13 protein-coding genes are annotated in these 15,427 nt (G+C 74.2%); 8 read left to right on the top strand and 5 right to left on the bottom strand.

Annotation, left to right across the window (positions count from 1 at the left end):
• Positions 1-130 precede the first annotated feature (130 nt).
• Complete coding sequence (locus tag JT723_RS26160) at positions 131-1,393, top strand: DUF6986 family protein (RefSeq protein ID WP_205047243.1); 1,263 nt, start codon at positions 131-133, stop codon at positions 1,391-1,393.
• 38 nt (positions 1,394-1,431) lie between these two features.
• Here JT723_RS26160 and JT723_RS26155 read toward each other — a convergent pair whose 3' ends face one another.
• Complete coding sequence (locus tag JT723_RS26155; RefSeq protein ID WP_205047288.1) at positions 1,432-2,421, bottom strand: LacI family DNA-binding transcriptional regulator; 990 nt, start codon at positions 2,419-2,421, stop codon at positions 1,432-1,434.
• A 153-nt stretch (positions 2,422-2,574) separates the two neighbouring features.
• Between JT723_RS26155 and JT723_RS26150 the strand changes: the two genes are divergently transcribed.
• Positions 2,575-3,543 (top strand): ROK family protein, encoded by a 969-nt coding sequence (locus tag JT723_RS26150; protein ID WP_205047242.1) that lies wholly within the window; start codon positions 2,575-2,577, stop codon positions 3,541-3,543.
• A gap of 356 nt (positions 3,544-3,899) precedes the next feature.
• Here JT723_RS26150 and JT723_RS26145 read toward each other — a convergent pair whose 3' ends face one another.
• Entirely contained in the window at positions 3,900-5,330 is a 1,431-nt protein-coding gene (locus JT723_RS26145; RefSeq protein ID WP_205047241.1) for an MFS transporter, read from the bottom strand.
• A gap of 119 nt (positions 5,331-5,449) precedes the next feature.
• Between JT723_RS26145 and JT723_RS26140 the strand changes: the two genes are divergently transcribed.
• Entirely contained in the window at positions 5,450-6,025 is a 576-nt protein-coding gene (locus JT723_RS26140) for a winged helix-turn-helix transcriptional regulator (protein ID WP_205047240.1), read from the top strand.
• Positions 6,026-6,048: 23 nt separating this feature from the next.
• The gene (locus JT723_RS26135) at positions 6,049-7,083 is read left to right on the top strand and encodes an NUDIX hydrolase (RefSeq protein WP_205047239.1); all 1,035 of its coding nucleotides are present in this window, start codon (positions 6,049-6,051) and stop codon (positions 7,081-7,083) included.
• Between the two features lie 66 nt (positions 7,084-7,149).
• Here the strand turns inward: JT723_RS26135 and JT723_RS26130 are convergent, their stop codons facing one another.
• The gene (locus tag JT723_RS26130) at positions 7,150-8,520 is read right to left on the bottom strand and encodes a dipeptidase (RefSeq protein WP_205047238.1); all 1,371 of its coding nucleotides are present in this window, start codon (positions 8,518-8,520) and stop codon (positions 7,150-7,152) included.
• 159 nt (positions 8,521-8,679) lie between these two features.
• On the opposite strand from JT723_RS26130, the gene JT723_RS26125 reads away from it, so the two are divergent.
• Positions 8,680-9,933 carry a geranylgeranyl reductase family protein gene (locus JT723_RS26125; RefSeq protein ID WP_251512649.1) on the top strand — a complete coding sequence of 418 codons (1,254 nt, stop codon included), beginning with the start codon at positions 8,680-8,682 and terminating at the stop codon, positions 9,931-9,933.
• A gap of 58 nt (positions 9,934-9,991) precedes the next feature.
• Here JT723_RS26125 and JT723_RS26120 read toward each other — a convergent pair whose 3' ends face one another.
• Entirely contained in the window at positions 9,992-10,495 is a 504-nt protein-coding gene (locus JT723_RS26120; RefSeq protein ID WP_205047236.1) for a nitroreductase family deazaflavin-dependent oxidoreductase, read from the bottom strand.
• Between the two features lie 145 nt (positions 10,496-10,640).
• On the opposite strand from JT723_RS26120, the gene JT723_RS26115 reads away from it, so the two are divergent.
• From JT723_RS26115 to JT723_RS26105, 3 genes are read left to right on the top strand one after another with little or no spacing between them, the layout of a single operon-like run.
• Positions 10,641-11,447 carry a TetR/AcrR family transcriptional regulator gene (locus JT723_RS26115; RefSeq protein WP_205047235.1) on the top strand — a complete coding sequence of 269 codons (807 nt, stop codon included), beginning with the start codon at positions 10,641-10,643 and terminating at the stop codon, positions 11,445-11,447.
• A gap of 58 nt (positions 11,448-11,505) precedes the next feature.
• A complete protein-coding gene (locus tag JT723_RS26110) occupies positions 11,506-12,933 on the top strand; it encodes a sensor histidine kinase (RefSeq protein WP_240166195.1) in 1,428 nt (475 codons plus the stop codon).
• Positions 12,930-13,595 carry a response regulator transcription factor gene (locus tag JT723_RS26105; RefSeq protein WP_205047234.1) on the top strand — a complete coding sequence of 222 codons (666 nt, stop codon included), beginning with the start codon at positions 12,930-12,932 and terminating at the stop codon, positions 13,593-13,595. The genes JT723_RS26110 and JT723_RS26105 overlap by 4 nt, the downstream gene beginning before the upstream one ends.
• Positions 13,596-13,812: 217 nt before the next feature.
• Here the strand turns inward: JT723_RS26105 and JT723_RS26100 are convergent, their stop codons facing one another.
• Positions 13,813-15,417 (bottom strand): MFS transporter, encoded by a 1,605-nt coding sequence (locus tag JT723_RS26100; RefSeq protein WP_205047233.1) that lies wholly within the window; start codon positions 15,415-15,417, stop codon positions 13,813-13,815.
• Positions 15,418-15,427: the final 10 nt, after the last annotated feature.

Here is a 15,427-nt window from a genome sequence, read left to right as displayed (position 1 = left end):
GGTGCCGCCGCCCGGCCCCCGTGCGCGACCGCGTGCGGGGGCCGCGGCATGTCCTGGCGGGTGTTGACCGGGTGGAAGGCCGCGGGCTAGCTTCGCTTCAACGATTTGTTGAAATCTGGGAGGGTGGCCCATGCCGCAGCCGGCCGGTACGACACTGACCGACGCCCACGTCGCCGGAATCGGGGCCGCACTGGCCGCGACGGACGCGGAACTCGCCCGCCGCTACCCCGGTGACCCCGGCACCCGGCAGCCCGTGCACACCGTCTACGTACCGGCGGACGCCTTCACCGCGGCGACCGTGCGGGAGTGGGGCGCCCGCGCACTGTCGGCGCTGGACGAGCACGCGCCGGACGCCGGCGCGCTCGGCGCCGTGCTCGGCCTGACCGGCGGCCTGGCCGCGGAGGTCCACGACCGGGTGCGCGACAAGCTCCGCCGCGAACCGGTCGAGGACCTGCGGATCGACTTCGAGGACGGCTACGGCGCCAGGCCCGACGCGGAGGAGGACGCCGCGGCGCTGGCCGCCGCCCGCACCGTCACCGCGATGACCGCGGACGGCACCGCACCGCCCTGGATCGGCATCCGCATGAAGTGCATGGAGGCCGCCGTCCGCGACCGCGGCATCCGCACCCTCGACCTGTTCCTGACCGCGCTGCTCGACGGCGGCGGCCTGCCGGAAGGCCTCGCCCTCACCCTGCCGAAGGTGACCTTCCCCGCACAGGCCGCCGCCATGGCCGCGCTGTGCGGGCAGTTCGAGCAGGCCGCGGGACTGCCCGAGGGCAGGATCCGCTTCGAGATCCAGATCGAGACCACCCAGTCCATCCTCGGCCCCGACGGCACCGCCACCGTGCCCCGGCTCATCGACGCGGCCGCGGGCCGCGCCAGTGCGCTGCACTACGGCACCTTCGACTACAGCGCCGCCTGCGGGATCAGCGCCGCACACCAGGCCCCCGACCACCCGGCCGCCGACCACGCCAAGGCCGTGATGCAGGTCGCCGCGGCAGGCACCGGGGTACGGTTGTCCGACGGCTCCACGAACGTGCTGCCGGTCGGCCCGGCGCAGGCCGTGCACGACGCCTGGCGGCTGCACTACGGCCTCGTACGGCGCTCCCTGGCCCGCGGCTACTACCAGGGCTGGGACATGCACCCGGCGCAGCTCCCGACGCGTTACGCCGCCGTCTACGCCTTCTGCCGGGAAGGCCTGGACGCGGCGGCCGGCCGGCTCGCCGCCTACGTGGCCAAAACCGCGGGCGCGGTGCTCGACGAACCGGCGACGGCACGCGCGCTCAGCGGCTACCTGCTCCGGGGCCTGGACTGCGGCGCCCTGGACCAGGCGGAGGTGGCGGGCCGCACCGGCCTGGCCCGCCCGGACCTGGACGCCCTGGCCGGGCGCTGAGTCGGTACGGGGACCTGGCGCACCGGCCGGGCGCCGCGTCAGTACGCGGGCGGGATCTCGCCCGAGCCGCGGGCGATCAGCCGGGCCGGCAGCTCCACCCGGCTGGGCTCCTCCGAGGTGGCGCCGTCCAGGCGGCGGAAGAGCAGCTGGGCCGCGTTGCGGCCCAGGCCCGCGGGATCCTGGGCGACGACGGTGACCGGCGGGTCGAGCAGGTCGGCCAGCTCGAAGTCGTCGAAGCCGACCAGGGCGACCGGCTGCGGGCGGCCGGACAGGACGCGTACCGCGGTGACGGTGACGCGGTTGTTGCCCGCGAAGAGCGCGGTGACCGGCTCGGGCCCGGAGAGCATGGTGGCCAGCGCCGCCCTGACCCGCTCGGGCGTCGTGGGACCCATCGCGTACCAGTCGGGGCGCACCGGCAGCCCCGCGTCGGCCATCGCCTCGCGGTAGCCGCGCAGCCGCTCGCCCGCGGTGTGGATGCCCGGCTGGTCGCCGATGAAGCCGATCCTGCGGTGGCCGTGCGCGATCAGGTGGGCCACACCTGTGCGGGTGCCGCCCGCGTTGTCGGTGAGCACGACGTCGGCGTCGATGCGGCCGGCCGGGCGGTCCACGAACACCGTGGCGACGCCCGCGTCGATCTCCGGGGTGAGGTAGCGGTGGTCGTCGCCCGCGGGAACCACGACCAGGCCGTCCACCCTGCGGGCGCAGAAGGCCAGCACCAGTTCCTGCTCGCGGCGCGGGTTCTCCGCGCTCGAACCGGTGAAGAGCAGCGCGCCGTGCGCGCGGGCGACGTCCTCGACGGCGCGGCTGAGCGCACCGTAGAAGGGGTCGGCGAGGTCTTCGAGCACCAGGCCGACGCTGGCGGTCCGCCGGGTGCGCAGCAGGCGGGCGCTGTCATTGCGCCGGAATCCGAGGGCGTCGATGGCGGACTGCACACGCGCCACCGTGTCGGGCGTCACGCCCGGTTCCTCGTTCACCACCCGGGAGACCGTCTTGAGTCCGACGCCCGCCCGGGCGGCGACATCCTTCATGGTGGGCCGGGGGACACGTCCAGGAGTATGGGTCACGGTCGTAGTATTCCCTGCGGCAAGAGATGGACAACGTTGTCACGATCAGGCGAGACTACCCCTGGGGCCGCCGTCGCGGAACCCGGGCGACACAACGATGAAGGAGACCCCCGAACGATGCACCCCCACGGCGCGACCGGTCCACTCGTGGCCGCACTGGACATCGGCGGAACGAAGATCGCCGGGGCGCTCATCGACACGGAGGGCCGCCCGGTGGCGCGCTCCCTGCGGCCGACGCCCGCAGGCCGCGACGGCGAGACGGTGATGCGGGCCGTCGCCGAGGTCGTCGCGGAGCTGCGCACCGCACCGCAGTGGCCGGCCGCGGTCGCCGTGGGCATCGGCAGCGCGGGTCCCGTCGACGCCCTGCACGGCACCGTCAGCCCGGTCAACGTGCCGGGCTGGCGCGACTTCCCGCTGGCCCCGCGGGTCGGCGAGGCCGCGGGCGGGCTGCCCGTCGTGCTGACCGGCGACGGTGTCGCCATGACCGCGGCCGAGCACTGGCAGGGTGCCGCACGCGGCTACGACAACGCGCTGTGCATGGTGGTGTCCACCGGGGTCGGCGGCGGTCTCGTGCTCGGCGGCGCGCTGCTTCCCGGGCCGACCGGGAACGCCGGCCACATCGGGCACATCAGCGTCGACCTCGACGGCGACCTGTGCCCGTGCGGGTCGCGCGGCTGCGTCGAGCGCATCGCCAGCGGTCCCAACATCGCGCGCCGCGCGCTGGAGTCCGGCTGGCTCCCGTCGGCCGGCGCCGAGCCGACGGCTGCCGCCGTCGCCGAGTCCGCCAGGGCCGGCGACCCGCTCGCGATCGCCTCCTTCGACCGTGCCGCCCAGGCACTTGCGGCGGGGATCGCGGCGACGGCGACGCTGGTCGAGATCAACGTCGCCGTTGTCGGCGGGGGTGTGGCCGGGGCCGGCCCCGTCCTCTTCGACCCCCTCCGCGACCACCTCAGCCGTTACGCGACGCTGTCCTTCGCGGCGGGGGTCGACGTGGTCCCGGCCAAGCTCGGTACTGACGCCGGGCTTGTCGGGGCCGCGGCTGCCGCCGCGCAAGTTCTCGGCCTGGCCGGTTTCGTCGCGGGCTGACCCGACCCGGCCCCGCGGCCCTGGTGGTGCCACTTGCTGTGGCGTTGCTTCTTTCCCGCTCCTCCGGCTGGTCGCGCACTTCCCCGCGCCCCTGGTGGCGACCCTCTCTCGCGGAGTCGGCGCTTTCAGGCGGCGCCCTCTGCACAGGAGGGCGACCGTCTTTCAGGGCGCGGGGGCCTAGGCCGTGTTTTGGAAGTAGCGCCGTCCGCCCCCACAGGGCGGGCCGCGCGGCGTCTGGTGCGTGCGATCGCAAGGCGGAGGGTCGTCCTCGTAGTGGGCCTACTCGGACGACTCCGACGACGCAGCGAGCGTGCGTGCCAGGCGTCGCGGGGCAGGCGGGACTTCCAAAACACGGCCTAGCGGCGTGGAGTCAGGCGGGGGAGGAGGAGGATGGCGGTGGTGCCGGCGAGGCAGGTGGCGGCGCTGAGGAGGAAGGCGTGGTTGGCGCCCGCGGCGAGGGCGGTCGCGGGGGAGGGGCCGTGGGCGGCGGTCACGACGGAGACGGTCAGGGCGACGCCGAGCGCCGAACCGACGTAGCGGGCGGTGTTGTTGGCCCCCGAACCCATGGCGCTGCGTTCGGTGGGGACGCCGGCGACGGCCAGCCGGGCCAGCGCCGCGTTCAGGATGCCACTACCGACGCCGGCGACGGCAAGGCCCGGGAAGAGCCGCCCGTAGGAGCCGCCGACGTGCATGCCGTACATCGCTGCCTGCCCGACGGCTGATATGCCCAGGCCGAGGGCGGCCTGGGTGTCGGCGCCCATGTGCGGGGCCAGCCGGCGGGAGAGCAGCGCGAAGACCGCGGAGACGCCCGACCAGACCACGAAGAGCAGGCTGGTGGCAATGGCGCCGGTGCCGAGCACGCCCTGCACCATGGTCGGCAGGTAGCTGAAGAGGCCGACCACGGCCAGGCCCGTGGTCAGGGCGCCGACGCCGCCGGCGAGGAAGGTCGGGTTGCGCCACAGGGCCGGGTCGAGCATGGGTTCCGCCACCCGCCGCTCCACCGCGGCGAAGAGGGCGAGCACCAGGGCGGCCGCGGCCAGCGGGACCAGCACGGCGGGGCGCAGCCAGCCGCTGCGGCTCTCGCCGAATCCGGCGACCAGGGCCGCCGTGCCCGCGCCGAGGGTGAGCGCTCCTGCGAGGTCGAGCCGGCGCGGGTGGGCGGCGCGCGACTCGGGGACGGCGGCGCTGAGCGCGGCGACCGGCACGGCGAGCAGCGCCAGGCCCCAGTACAGCGAACGCCAGCCCCACAGCTGGGCCATGACGGCCGCGTAGACCGGTCCGACGGCGATGCCGCCGCCGACGGTCGCGCCCCAGACGCCGAGGGCGCGCACCCGGTGGCGGCCGGCCGGGTGGGTGTCCGCGATGAGCCCGAGGCCGGCCGCGAGCACGGCGGCGCTCGCCACACCCTGCGCGATACGTCCCGCGAGGAAGAGCGCGGTGCCGGGGGCGGCGGCCGACAGCGCGGTCGCGAACAGCAGCAGGACGGCGCCCGCGGCGAAGGTGCGGCGCCGCCCGCGCGCGTCGGCGACGCTGCCCATGGTCAGCAGCAGCGCGGCGAGGCCGACCGGTGTGCCGGTCAGCATCCAGGTCTGGGCGACGGCGCCCGAGTGCAGCCCGTGCGCGGTGGCGGCGAGCGTGGTGGCGGGCGCGGTGAAGGCCATCAGGGTCAGCAGGGTGCCGAGTCCGACGGCCAGCAGGGCGGCCCCGGCCCCCGCGCTGCGGTCTCCCGGGTGGTCGGGTACGGCAGTGTCGGGTGCCGCGGTGCTCGGTATGGCCTGGGCGTCCATCAGGTTCCTCCGCGAGGCGGTCGGGCCGGGAAGCAAAGTGAGTCTGGTCAACGAACTCAGTGGAGGGCCGAGCCTAGCATGTCAGTCTGTTCACCGAACCCGGCGGTAGGGTGGGTGCCATGGCACTCGGCACGGACTACGCCCAGCAGGACTGCACCCTCGCCCGCGCCCTGGAGGTGGTCGGCGAGCGCTGGAGCCTGCTGATCGTGCGGGACGCCTTCTACGGCGTGCGCAGGTTCAATGACTTCCTGGTCCACCTGGACATCCCGCGGGCCGTGCTCACCGCCCGGCTGGCCGCGCTCACCGAGGCCGGGGTGCTGCGCAAGGAGGCCTACCAGCAGTCGCCGCCGCGCTACGACTACGTCCTCACCGACGCGGGCCTGGCCCTGTGGCCGCCGCTGCACGCCCTGATGCGATGGGGCGGCAGGTACGCCTCGCAGGACGAGCCGACCAGGACCTTCCACCACACCGACTGCGGCGCGCGGCTGGACATGACCGGCGGCTGCCCGGCCTGCGGGATCGCACAGGTGGCGCCTGCCGACGTCGAGATGCGCTGGCTGCCCGACGCCGACCGGCCCGGCCGCGCGGACCAGGTGGCCGCCGCGCTGGCGACCACCTCCCCGCTGCTGCGGCCGGTGCGCGCCGCTGCCGGGTCCGGTGCGTTTGCCGGGGGCGATGATCCGGGCAATTCGTAGGGGTCTACGGAGAAGGGGGCACCGTGATCATCTGGGTGAACGGGGCGTTCGGTGCGGGCAAGACCAGCGCCGCACGGGAGATGCTCGACCTCGTACCGGAGAGCACCCTGTACGACCCCGACGTGCTCGGGAGCTGTGTGCGGCAACTGCTGCCGGAAAAGCGGCTCCAGGAGGTCACCGACTACCAGGAACTCCCCATCTGGCGGCGGCTGGTGATCGAGACCGCCGCCGCGCTGCTGGCCGAGGTCGGAGGGGTCCTCGTGGTCCCGATGACGCTGCTGCGGCAGGAGCACCGCGACGAGATCTTCGGCGGGCTGGCCTCCCGCGGGATCGAGGTCCGGCATCTGCTGCTCGACCCGGGAGAAACGATCCTGCGCAGCCGTATCGCCGCAACGACACACCACCCTGACCACACCCCGGTGGGCGACGCCGCCCGCCGCTGGGCACTGGACCGCATCCCCGACTACCTCGACGCGCTGCCCTGGCTGGCGCTCGACGCCCATGTCCTGCACACCGCGGGACTCACTCCGCGGGAGACGGCGCTGCGGCTCACTGAGGCCGTCGGCCGGGGAGCCGGGGCCTGCGGCATCGTGCAGACCCCCGAGCCGCGGGCCGAGACGGTGGCCGCCGGAGTGCTGCTCTTCGACGACGCCGACCGGGTGCTGCTCGTCGACCCCACCTACAAGCCCGGCTGGGAATTCCCCGGCGGCGTCGTCGAGCGCGGCGAGTCGCCGGCACGCGCCGGCCGCCGTGAAGTCGCCGAGGAACTGGGCCTCGAACTGACCCGCGGGCTCGAACTGCTCGTGGTCGACTGGGAACCCCCGCAGCCGCCGGCCCACGGCGGACTGCGGCTGCTCTTCGACGGCGGGCGGGTGCCGACCGCCGACATCGGCCGGCTGCTGCTGCCGCCCGCGGAACTGCGCGGCTGGCGCTTCGTCACCGAGGACGAGGCCGCCGACCTGCTGCCGCCGGTCCGGCTCGACCGGCTGCGCTGGGCGCTGCGCGCCCGTGAGCAGGGCCGCCCGCTCAACCTCGAAGCAGGCCACCCCGCCGAGTGACCCGCAGGCCGGTCCCGCCCCGCCCCGAGCGCGGGGCGGGACCCGCCGACTTCGCCGCCTGCCTGGTCAGCCGGCCGCGGGCGCCTTCGACGCGGCATAGCGCTGCAGGAAGACCGCCTCCGCCAGCGCCAGCCGCTCCAACTCCTGCGGCGACACGCTCTCGTTGACCGCGTGGATCTGCGCCTCCGGCTCGCTCAGCCCGATCAGCAGGATCTCCGCCTGCGGATACAGCGTGCCCAGCGTGTTGCACAGCGGGATGGAACCGCCCTGCCCGGCGATCGCCAGGTCCTGCCCGTATGCCTCACGCATCGCGTCGGCCATCGCGGAGTAGGCGGGACTTGTGGTGTCGGCCTGGAAGGGCTGGCCGATGCCGGACTGGGTCACCTCGACCCGGGCGCCCCAGGGCGCCGCCTTGAGCAGGTGCGCGGTCAGCGCCTGCGCCGCGTGATCCGCCGTCATACCGGGCGGCACCCGCACGCTCACCTGCGCGCCCGCCGCGGCCTGCACCGACGGTGTGGCGCCGACGACCGGCGGGGCGTCGATGCCCAGCACCGTCACCGACGGACGCGCCCAGATGCGGTCCGCGACACTGCCGGTGCCGACCAGCTCCACCCCGTCGAGCACCTTCGCATCCCGGCGGAAGTCCTCCTCGGGATACGTCAGTCCGGTCCAGCTGCCGGAGCCGTCGAGGCCGTCGATGGTGGTCGCCCCCGAGGCGTCCCGCAGCGAGTCGAGCATCCTGATCAGCGCCGCCAGCGCGTCGGGCGCCGCGCCGCCGAACTGCCCGGAGTGCAGATTGCCCTCAAGGGTGGCGACCCGCACGTCCAGCTTCACCATGCCGCGCAGCGACGACGTCACCGTCGGCAGCCCCACCCGGAAGTTGCCCGCGTCACCGATCACGATCGCGTCGGCGGTGAGCAGGTCGGGGTGCTCCTCCGCGTACCTTTCCAGCCCGCCGGTGCCCTGCTCCTCCGAGCCCTCCACGACCACCTTGACCGTCACCGGGACACCGCCCTGCTCCCGCAGCGCCCGCAGCGCCGTCAGGTGCATCAGCACCCCGCCCTTGCAGTCCGCGGCACCCCGGCCGTACCACCGGCCGTCACGTTCCGTCAGTTCGAAGGGCGGGGACAGCCATGCCGACTCGTCCAGCGGCGGCTGCACGTCGTAGTGCGCGTACAGCAGCACCGTCGGCGCACCCGCGGGTCCTGGCAGCACGCCGTAGACCGACTGGGTGCCGTCCGGCGTGTCGAGCAGGGCCACCTCCTGGAAGCCCTCGGCCCGCAGCGCGTCCGCCACCCAGCCCGCGGCCTTCTCGCTCTCGCTGCGCGGGAACTGCCGCCAGTCGGCCACCGACGCGTACGACACCAGCTCTGCCAGCTCGGTGCGTGCACGTGGCATCAGTGCGGCCACGGTCTCGGACAGCGGAACGGACGGCATGGGCTGCTCCTTGCAGGAATCGGGGGACTTCTGTGGTCGTTGGTGCACTCGATGGGTCGCTGCCGATGGTGCCACAGCGAGCCGACCCCGACGGGCGCAATAGGATGCCCTGAGCAGGGGCGACGACAGCCGTACGGGCGAGCGGGAGCGGAATCAGACGTGAGCGGTGAGCAGGCGGCGCAGGACAGTGGTGCGGGGGACGGCGGGACGCCGACGGTCTGGGACGTCGTCGTGATCGGCGCAGGCCCCGCGGGAGCGTCGGCAGCCCATGCGGCAGCTGTCACCGGCCGCCGGGTCCTGCTGCTGGAGAAGGCGGAACTCCCCAGGTACAAGACCTGCGGCGGCGGCATCATCGGCCCCTCGCGGGACGCGCTGCCGCCCGGTTTCGAACTGCCGCTGCGCGAGCGGGTGCACGCCGTCACCTTCAGCCTCAACGGGCGGCTGTCCAGGACCAAGCGCTCCCGGCAGATGCTCTTCGGGCTGATCAACCGCCCCGAATTCGACGCAGCTCTGGTCGACGCGGCCCGCGAGGCCGGCGCCGAGGTGCGCACCGGTGTGACCGTCTCCCGGGTGGAGCAGCACGGTCCAGGAGTCCCCGACCGGCGCACGGTTGCGGTGATAGTGAACGGCAGCGGGGGAGCGGCGGGCAAGCGCGACGAGGAGATCGTCTACGCCCGCTCCGTGGTCGGCGCCGACGGAAGCGCCAGCCGGATAGGAGCCCACGTCGGGGTCAAGCTCGACCAGGTCGACCTCGGCCTCGAAGCGGAGATCCCCGTCCCGGCCTCCGTGGCGGAGGACTGGAGCGGCCGGGTCCTCATCGACTGGGGTCCGCTGCCCGGCAGTTACGGCTGGGTCTTCCCCAAGGGCGACTCCCTCACCGTCGGCGTCATCTCGGCCCGCGGCGACGGCGGCGCCACCAAGCGCTACCTGGACGACTTCATCGCCCGCCTCGGCCTGGCCGGCTTCGAGCCCAGCGTCTCCAGCGGGCACCTGACCCGCTGCCGCGCCGACGACTCGCCGCTGTCCCGCGGCCGGGTGCTGGTCTGCGGCGACGCGGCCGGCCTGCTGGAGCCCTGGACCCGCGAGGGCATCTCCTACGCGCTGCGCTCGGGCCGGCTCGCGGGCGAGTGGGCCGTGCGCATCGCCGAGTCGCACGACGCGGTGGACGCCCGCCGCCAGGCGCTCAACTACGCCTTCGCCGTCAAAGCCGGCCTCGGCGTCGAGATGGGCGTCGGCCGCCGGATGCTCACCCTCTTCGAACGCCGCCCGGGACTGCTGCACGCGGCCCTCACCACCTTCCCGCCGGCTTGGCGCGCCTTCGCCGGCATCACCCGCGGCAAGCGGTCGCTGGCCGAACTCGTCCGCACCCACCCGATGGCCCGCCGGGCACTGGACAGTGTGAACCGGGCCTGACGGCCTGCGCCCGGCGGCGGCCGGGGCGGCGGGCACGGGTCCGCGCTCCCCGGCGCCGTCACCGGCCCGCGCTCCGGCTCCCCTCCGCGCTGCCGACCTCGGCCTCGCCTGCCTGCCGTATCCGGAAGACCGGGTGCCGGGGCGCTATGGCCCGCAGCTCCTCGTCGGTCGAATCCGCGCCGACACCGCCGAAGAAGACGCCCACCTCCGCCTTCCAGCGCTTGAGGTATCCGCGCAGGACCGGCGTCTTGTCGTCGTCGGTGACCTCCACCGCGGTGAACTCCTCGGTCTTCTTCCCCAGATACAGCCGCCCGCCGCCGGCCGCCCGCATGTTGTGCGTCCACTGGACGTGGCCGCGCGGGGCGACCAGGTAGCGCTCGCCGTCCAGGGTGAGCACGTTGACCGGGGTCGTCCGCCACTCCCCGCTCTTGCGGCCGCGGACCGCCAGCACCCGCGAACCCCAGACGCTGAAACCGCGGCGGGTGAGGAAGGCGACGGCGCGGTTGAAGACGTTGACGGTGAACCAGCCGGGCTTCTGAACGTGCTGGACCTGCTCGGACATGATGGACTCTCCCGATTCTGTGAGCGGTGCTCTCGCTTGAGAACAGTGTGCCCGGATCACCCGGCCAAAAGCAAGAGCACCGCTCTCCAATTTTTTCAGGGATCTCGTTCTTGGTCATCGCTCTCTGAGATGGCACACTGGCTCCATGAGTGCGATCAGAGGAGCCAGGGAGCGGGCGCGGGTGGAGATCACCGCGGCCATCAAGGAAGAGGCCTCGCGGCAGCTGGGCGCGCACGGCCCCGCGGGGCTGTCGCTGCGTGCGGTCGCCCGCGAGCTGGGCATGGCGTCCTCCGCCCTCTACCGCTACTTCCCCAGCCGCGACGACCTGCTCACCGCGCTGATCATCGACGCCTACGACGCGGTCGGCGCGGCGGCCGAGGAGGCGCTGGCCGCGGTCGACCGCAGGCAGCCCGCCGCCGAACCCGTCGACCGCTGGGTCGCCGTCTGCCGGGCCGCCCGCGACTGGGCGGTCGGCCACCCCCATGAGTACGCCCTGATCTACGGCTCGCCGGTGCCCGGCTACTCCGCGCCCCAGGACACCGTGGCACCCGCCTCCCGGGTCGGCCTCGCGCTGGTGTCGGTCGCCCGCGACGCCCACACCGCGGGCGTGCTCGGCGAGCCGACCGGCCGGCCGCTCGCAGGGCCGGTACGCGCCGACGCGGGACGGCTCGCCGCCGAGCTGGCCCCCGAGCTGCCGATACGGGTGATCGCCGCACTCGTCGCCGCCTGGGCGCAGGTCTTCGGCATCGTCAGCTTCGAGGTCTTCGGGCAGTTCAACCGGGTTGTGGAGGCGCGCGGCGAGTTCTTCGACCAGGCCGCGGTCGCGCTCGCCGCACAGGTGGGGCTGCCGACCGGCGGCGAGGACTCCCGGGGTACCCCCATACCCGAAGGCGCCGCGGCGGAGGAGGCGGCCGGACCGGTCGTCGCGGGCGGTGTACTCCCGGCGAAGTAGCCGCAGTGCCCCCGCGCAGCGGACGCCGGTCCCGCGGGCCGCGGTCTAGCGTGGACGCATGACGTACGAGGTGCAGCCGGGGCCGCCGCAGCGCGGGCGCTTCCCCGCGGGCCGGGGCCGCCGGGGCCTGCCCTCGCTCTGGGTGCCCGCGCTGGCGCTGGCCTTCGTCCAGGTCGCCGGCTCCGGCGTGGCCGGGCGGCACCAGACGCTGCGCGTCGACCTCGACTGGCTCGGCTACCTGCTGCTGCTCGCCGGCCCCGCACTTCTGCTGCTCCGCCGCCGCAAACCGGTCGAGGTGGCCGCGGCCGTCGCCGTGGTGACCCTCCTCTACACCGTCCTCGGCTACCCCTACGGACCGGTCTTCGCCAGCCTGGTCGTGTCCTTCTTCAGCGCGGTGGCCGCCGGGCACCGCAGAGCCGTACTGGTCATCGCCGGCAGCGCCTTCGCCGCCCACACCCTGGTCGGCGAGTGGCTCTACCGCTGGCTGCCGCCGTCCGGCGACAGCCGCACGTCCTGGCAGGAGCTGTCGGGCGCGGCAGCCTGGCTGCTCGCCGTGCTCGCGGGGGCCGAGCTCTTCCGGGTGCGGCGCGAGCGCATCGCCAGGGAGCGGCGGGAGCGGGCCGAGGCCGAGCGGCGCCAGGTGGACGAGGAGCGGATGCGGATCGCCCGGGAACTGCACGACGTCCTGGCGCACAGCATCTCGCTGATCAACGTGCAGGCCGGGGTGGCCCTGGCGTTGATGGACGAGCGGCCGGAACAGGCCCGCACCGCCCTGACCACCATCAAGGCGGCCAGCAAGGAAGCGCTGGGAGAGGTGCGGCAGGTGCTCAGCACGCTGCGCGCACCCGGCGAGGCACCGCGGGCGCCGGCCCCCGGGCTCGACCGGCTGCCCGAACTGCTGGAGCAGGCGGCGTCGGCCGGGCTGCGCACCGAGGTGAGCGTCGAGGGCGAGCCGGTGCCGCTGCCCCCCGGCGCCGACCTGGCCGCCTTCCGTATCGTCCAGGAGGCGCTGACCAACGTCGTGCGGCACTCCGGATCGCGCATCGCCCGCATCGCCCTGGGCTACCTGCCGGGCTGTGTGCAGGTACAGGTGGACGACGAGGGGCCGGCGGTGGCCGGCGGCGAGAGCGGCGGCGGCAACGGCCTGGTCGGCATGCGCGAGCGTGCGGCCGCGCTGGGCGGCACCGTCGAGACCGGGCTGCGCCCGGACGGCGGCTTCCGCGTCCTGGCCCGCCTCCCCCTCGGCGCCCCCGAGCCCCCCGCAGAACCGGCGCCCGCCGACCCGGCCCGCGTCCGGGCCGCCCCCGCGCGGACCGCACCGGCCGAGCCGCAGCAAGGCAGCTCCCGGTCAGGGCAGAGCCGGGAGCGGGAGCAAAAGCAGCAACAGCAACAGCAACAGCAGCAAGGACAACAGCAGCAGGGAGCCGTCGGCGGTGCAGGCACGGACGGCGCAGCCGGGATGAGAGCGGGGGACGAGCGTCCATGATCCGAGTGGTGCTGGCCGACGACCAGGTGCTGGTGCGGGCCGGCTTCCGGGCGCTGCTGGACGCGCAGAGCGACATCGAGGTCGTCGGGGAGGCGGCCGACGGGCAGGAGGCGCTGCGCACAGTACGCGAGGCGCGCCCGGACGCGGTGCTGATGGACATCCGCATGCCGGTGATGGACGGTCTGGCCGCGACGCGCCACATCACCGGGGACGCCGCCCTGGCGGAGGTGAAGGTGGTCGTGCTGACCACCTTCGAGCTGGACGAGTACGTCTTCGAGGCCATCCGCGCCGGGGCCTCGGGATTCCTGGTCAAGGACACCGAGCCGGCCGAGCTGCTGCGGGCGGTCCGTGCCGTGGTGGACGGCGACGCGCTGCTCTCGCCCGGCGTCACGCGGCGGCTCATTGCCGAATTCGCCGCCCGCTCCAAGGAGCCGGCGGCGGCCGGCGCCCTCGACCAGCTCACCGAGCGGGAACGCGAGGTGATGGCCCTGGCCGGCATCGGCCTGTCCAACGAGGAGATCGCCCGCCGCCTGGTGGTCAGCCCGCTCACCGCGAAGACCCATGTGAGCCGGGCCATGGTCAAACTGGGAGCCCGGGACCGCGCCCAACTGGTCGTCCTGGCCTACGAGTCCGGTCTCGTACGCCCGGGCTGGCTCGGCTGACGCCGGACGGAGCCCGCCCCGTACCACCGCCGCGCCCTCGTACCATCGGCGCGGCCCCGTACCGCCGACCCCCTCACCCCACGTCCGCGGTCACGCGTCCGCACCGCCGCCGCCGGCCCGGCCCCGCACAGAGCGTGCGGGACCGGGCCGGCGGCGGAAGGCGTACCCAGCGAGTACCCATTGCGTGCCCGCCGCGTGTCCGCGGACACGCCCCGGGTCAGTCGCGCCCCGCCCTCCCCGAGCCGGAAGCGGAGCCAGGGGCGGCCGACGCCGAGGTGGAAGACGCAACCTCCACGGAGCCGGAGCCGGACCCGGAGTCAGACACCGAGCCCTCACCGCGCGCGGCCCGCCGCGCCTCGTCCTCGGCCGAGGACGCGACGAGGATGCCGTACGACGGCCGCCGCCTGCGCAGGCCGGTGAGGGTGAGCAGCAGGCCGGCCACGCCGATCCCGGCGACCACCCACAGGGCGGGCCGGTAGCTGTCCAGGATGGCCTGCTTGCCGCCCGCAGGTCCGCCGGCGTGGGCGGTGACCACCGCCGTGACGACGGCCAGGAAGATCGCCCCGCCGACCTGGAAGGAGGTGTTGAGCAGGCCGGAGACCATGCCCTGCTCCTCGTTCTTGACCCCGTTGGTGGCCTGGATGTTGAGCGAGGGGAAGGCCAGTGCGAAGGCGGCACCCAGCAGCAGCATCGACGGCAGGATCACCGCCGCGTAGTTCGGGTGCAGGTCGATCCGCAGGAAGAGCGCGTATCCGGTGACGAGCGCGACGAAGCCGGCGGCGATCACCCTCGGGGTGCCGAACCGGTCGACGATCGGACCCATCCGGGTGGACAGGATCGCGACCAGCGAGCCGGCGGGCAGGAAGGCGAGCGCGGTCTGCATGGCGCTGTAGCCGAGCACGTTCTGCAGGTACTGCGTGACCAGGAACTGGAAGGCGACGTAGGAGCCGAAGAAGGTCGCGGCTCCGAGGTTGGCCCGGACCTGGTTGGACGAGCGGAGCACGCCGAGCCTGATCAGCGGGTGCGCGGACCGCTGCTCGGTGACGACGAACGCGGCGAGCAGCGCCGCGACCCCGGCGAAGGAGCCGAGCGTGCGGGCCGAGGCCCACCCGGCGCTCTGCGCGGAGACCACGGTGAAGACCAGCAGCAGCATCGACGCGGTGCCGGTGACGGCGCCGGGAAGGTCGTAGCCTCTGCCCTTCGTGCTCTCCCGAGGGGACTTCGGGATGAGCTTCAGGCCGGCGATCAGGGCGATCAGCGCGACCGGCGCGGGCAGCAGCATGGTCCAGCGCCAGCCCGCCTCGGTCAGGAAGCCGGAGAGCACCAGGCCCATGGAGAAGCCGGTGGCGCCGCAGCTGGAGTAGATGGTCAGGGCGCGGTTGCGCACCGGACCCTCGGCGAAGGTGGTGGTGATGATGGACAGGCCCGCGGGCGCGGTGAAGGCCGCGCTCAGGCCCTTGACGAAGCGGGTGGCGATCAGCAGCGAGCCCGAGTCGACGAGACCGCCGAGCAGCGAGGCCACGGCGAAGACGCCGAGCGCGACGAGGAAGACGCGCCGCCTGCCGAGCAGGTCGGCCGCCCGGCCGCCGAGGAGCAGGAGCCCGCCGTAACCGAGGATGTAGCCGCTGACGACCCACTGCAGGGAGTTGGTGGACAGGTTGAGGTCGTCGCCGATCGAGGGGAGCGCCACGCCGACCATCGAGACGTCGAGTGCGTCGAGGAACAGCGCGCCGCAGAGCACGAAGAGTGTGCCCCACTGCAGGGCGCTCCATCGCTCTTCGGTCCGGGGGACGGTAGTGGACGGAGTAGACGGAGAGGTCATGGGGCGTACA

This window comes from Actinacidiphila bryophytorum, from assembly GCF_016916835.1.
GTDB classification, from domain to species: domain Bacteria; phylum Actinomycetota; class Actinomycetes; order Streptomycetales; family Streptomycetaceae; genus Actinacidiphila; species Actinacidiphila bryophytorum.
The sequence above is the reverse complement of the archived record's forward strand: the minus strand, read 5'-3'. Positions and strand labels throughout refer to the sequence as shown.

What these genes read in the sequence shown, in the direction of transcription:
- JT723_RS26160 (WP_205047243.1), top strand. Translation starts at nt 131, where the DNA reads ATGCCGCAGCCGGCCGGTACGACACTGACCGACGCCCACGTCGCCGGA.
- JT723_RS26155 (WP_205047288.1), bottom strand. Translation starts at nt 2,421, where the DNA reads ATGAAGGATGTCGCCGCCCGGGCGGGCGTCGGACTCAAGACGGTCTCC.
- JT723_RS26150 (WP_205047242.1), top strand. Translation starts at nt 2,575, where the DNA reads ATGCACCCCCACGGCGCGACCGGTCCACTCGTGGCCGCACTGGACATC.
- JT723_RS26145 (WP_205047241.1), bottom strand. Translation starts at nt 5,330, where the DNA reads ATGGACGCCCAGGCCATACCGAGCACCGCGGCACCCGACACTGCCGTA.
- JT723_RS26140 (WP_205047240.1), top strand. Translation starts at nt 5,450, where the DNA reads ATGGCACTCGGCACGGACTACGCCCAGCAGGACTGCACCCTCGCCCGC.
- JT723_RS26130 (WP_205047238.1), bottom strand. Translation starts at nt 8,520, where the DNA reads ATGCCGTCCGTTCCGCTGTCCGAGACCGTGGCCGCACTGATGCCACGT.
- JT723_RS26120 (WP_205047236.1), bottom strand. Translation starts at nt 10,495, where the DNA reads ATGTCCGAGCAGGTCCAGCACGTTCAGAAGCCCGGCTGGTTCACCGTC.
- JT723_RS26115 (WP_205047235.1), top strand. Translation starts at nt 10,641, where the DNA reads ATGAGTGCGATCAGAGGAGCCAGGGAGCGGGCGCGGGTGGAGATCACC.
- JT723_RS26110 (WP_240166195.1), top strand. Translation starts at nt 11,506, where the DNA reads ATGACGTACGAGGTGCAGCCGGGGCCGCCGCAGCGCGGGCGCTTCCCC.
- JT723_RS26105 (WP_205047234.1), top strand. Translation starts at nt 12,930, where the DNA reads ATGATCCGAGTGGTGCTGGCCGACGACCAGGTGCTGGTGCGGGCCGGC.
- JT723_RS26100 (WP_205047233.1), bottom strand. Translation starts at nt 15,417, where the DNA reads ATGACCTCTCCGTCTACTCCGTCCACTACCGTCCCCCGGACCGAAGAG.